Origin of the sequence: Tahibacter caeni (genome assembly GCF_024609805.1) — a bacterium.
Lineage (GTDB): Bacteria > Pseudomonadota > Gammaproteobacteria > Xanthomonadales > Rhodanobacteraceae > Tahibacter > Tahibacter caeni.
Window position 1 is genome coordinate 1 of sequence record NZ_JANFVR010000471.1, and the last position, 2,779, is coordinate 2,779.

At 72.6% G+C, this 2,779-nt stretch carries 2 protein-coding genes; both read left to right on the top strand.

What is annotated here, in order from left to right; translation table 11 throughout:
- Positions 1 to 1,438, top strand: a 1,438-nt coding sequence (locus NON22_RS22750) for a polyketide synthase dehydratase domain-containing protein (RefSeq protein WP_257389275.1), incomplete at its 5' end; no start/stop codon positions are given.
- A 78-nt stretch (positions 1,439 to 1,516) separates the two neighbouring features.
- Positions 1,517 to 2,779 (top strand): SDR family NAD(P)-dependent oxidoreductase (locus NON22_RS22755; RefSeq protein ID WP_257389276.1); only part of this gene is annotated, 1,263 nt, incomplete at its 3' end.

Genomic DNA, 2,779 nt, shown 5'->3' on the forward strand with positions numbered 1-2,779 from the left:
GTACACCTTGCAGGTCGGCCGCGAGCCGATGGACGAGCGCCTGGGCCTGGTGGCCGCGAGCCTCGAGGAACTCGTGCGCGCGCTGCGTGCGTTCGTCGCCGGCGAGCCCTTCGCCGGGCTGTCGCGCGGGCATGCGCGCCAGCAGCGCGAGAGCGTCAGCCTGCTCGGCCAGGACGAGGACATCAAGGCCACGCTCGTCGAGCGCTGGATCGCGCAGGGCAAGCTGGCCCGGCTCGCCGAGCTCTGGGTCAAGGGACTCGACTGGGACTGGCAGCTGCTGTATCCGGCCGGCCGGCCGCGGCGCATCGGCCTGCCCGCCTATCCGTTCGCGAAGGAACGCTACTGGGCCGACACGAGCGGCGGCGAATCCGTGACCGAAGCTGGCGGCGGCGCGGCGGCATTGCACCCGCTGCTGCACACGAACACCTCGACCCTGCGCCAGCAGACCTACCGCTCGCGCTTCGACGGCAGCGAGTTCTTCCTCGCCGACCATCGCGTGCGCCTGACCGACCAGACGATCGAGCGCGTGCTGCCCGGCGTGGCCTATCTCGAGATGGCGCGCGCCGCCGTCGCGCAGGCCGCGTTCGGCCACGACGACGCCGAGCACCTGGAGCTGCGCGACGTGGTCTGGCTGCGGCCGCTGGCCGTGCGCGAGCGGCGCGACGTGTCGATCGCGCTGCTCGTGCAGGACGCCGACCGCCCCGAGGAAACCTTGGAGTTCCGCATCGTCAGCGACGGCGCGGGCGGGCAGGGCGTGCATTGCCAGGGCAGCGCGCTGCTCAAGCCGGTCGCGCCGGCCGTGCGGCTGGATCTGGAATCGCTCGAACGGCAGATGAGCCAACACCGCCTGGATGCGCCGCAGCTGTATCAGGCGCTCGCGGCGATGGGCCTGGTCTACGGCCCGGCCCACCAGTCGCTGACGTCGGTCGCGCTCGGCGAACGGCAGCTGCTCGCGCGCCTGCGCCTGCCGGCCGCCGTCGCCGGCAGCGAGCGCCGCTATGTGCTGCATCCGAGCCTCATGGACGGCGCGCTGCAGGCCTCGGTCGGCCTGATGCTGCACGGCGGCCATCCGCCGGGCCGTCCGCCGGTGCCGTTCGCGATGGATTCCGCGCGCGTCCTCGCCGCCTGTTCGCGCGACATGATCGCGTGGGTGCGCCTGGCCGCCGGACCGGCGTCCGACGCGCACACCTGGAAGCTCGACATCGATCTCTGCGACGCGCAGGCCACGGTCTGCGTGCAGATCCGCGGCTTCGCGCTGCGCGTGATGGATGCGCCGGCCGCGGATGCGCCGATCGCCGACGCGCTGGCGGCCGACCTGTCCGTCGCCGCCGCGCCGGGCGCCGTCGGGGAGGCCGACGAGTTCGCGTTCTACCACCGGCTCGTCGACGCGATCGCGAACCACGACATCTCCATCCGCGAAGCCGTGGAGCTCGGCTGAGCGGCCGCCGCCATGGACCCGATTTCTCTTTTCCGACCGGGCTTCGACGGCCGCGGGCATTTCGAGAGCAGCACCCCGATGCAGACCAAACAGATGCTGGAGCGGATCTACCACGAACTGTCGGCCGGCCGGATTTCGCGGCAGGAAGCCGTCGCGCAGATCCAGGCGGTCAAGCGCCGGTCCGGGACGGCGCCTGTGACGCAGACGCTCAGCGCGGTGCCGGCCTGGTGCGCGAGCGCCGCCGACAGTCCGGGTGGCACGCGCTGGACCGAGCGCCATGTCGTCGTGCTCGAGCTGCCGGGCGTCGCGCCCGACCCGCTGCAGGAACTGCTGCCGGGCAGCCGCTGCGCGGTGCTCGGGCGTCCGGCCCAGGGACATCTCGCGCAGCGCTACGCCGACTACGCGCTGGCCTGCTTCGAGCGCATCCAGTCGCTGCTCGCCGCGCGGCCGGCGGGACCGGTGCTGCTGCAGGTCGTCGCGGGCGAAGATGCCGAGTCCGCCGTGTTCGCCGGGCTCGCAGGCCTGCTGCGCACGGCGCGGCTGGAAAATCCGAACTTCTGCGGCCAGCTGATCCTGAGCCGGCGCGACATCACCGCCGCCGCGCTCGCGCAGCAGCTGGAGCAGGCGCAGAGCCACGCGGCGGAAAGCGTGATCCGCTACGAGCGCGACACGCAGCCGCTCGCGCTGCAGTGGGAAGAACAGCCCGAGCGGCCGGCCGAACCGGCGTTCAAGGAACACGGCGTCTATCTGATCACCGGCGGCCTCGGCGGCCTCGGCGTCGTGTTCGCGCAGGCGATACTCGGCCAGACGCGTCAGGCGCGCGTGATCCTGACCGGCCGCCAGCCGCTGGCCGGCGAGCGCCTGCAGCGTTTCGAATCGCTGCAGGCGCAAGCGAGCGGCCGCGTGCATTATCGCGTGCTGGATCTCGGCGACCAGGCCCCGGTCGATGCGCTCGTCGCGTCGCTCGTGCGCGAGCACGGCGGCGTGCACGGCGTGCTGCATGCCGCCGGCATGATCGCGGACAACTTCATCCTGAAGAAGAACGCCGCGGAATTCCGCCAGGTGCTCGCGCCGAAAGTCGCCGGAACCTGGCACCTGGATCAGGCCACGCGCGCGCTCGACCTCGATTTCTTCGCCGCGTTCTCGTCGATCGCGAGCGCGTTCGGCAATGCAGGCCAGGCCGACTACGCCGCGGCGAACGGCTTCCTCGACGAGTTCGCGCGCTGGCGCGAGGCCCGCGTCGCCGCCGGCGAACGCCGCGGCCGCACGGTCGCGATCCACTGGCCGCTGTGGCGCGACGGCGGCATGCGCCTGGACGCCGCGCTGCAGGCCGACGTGGAG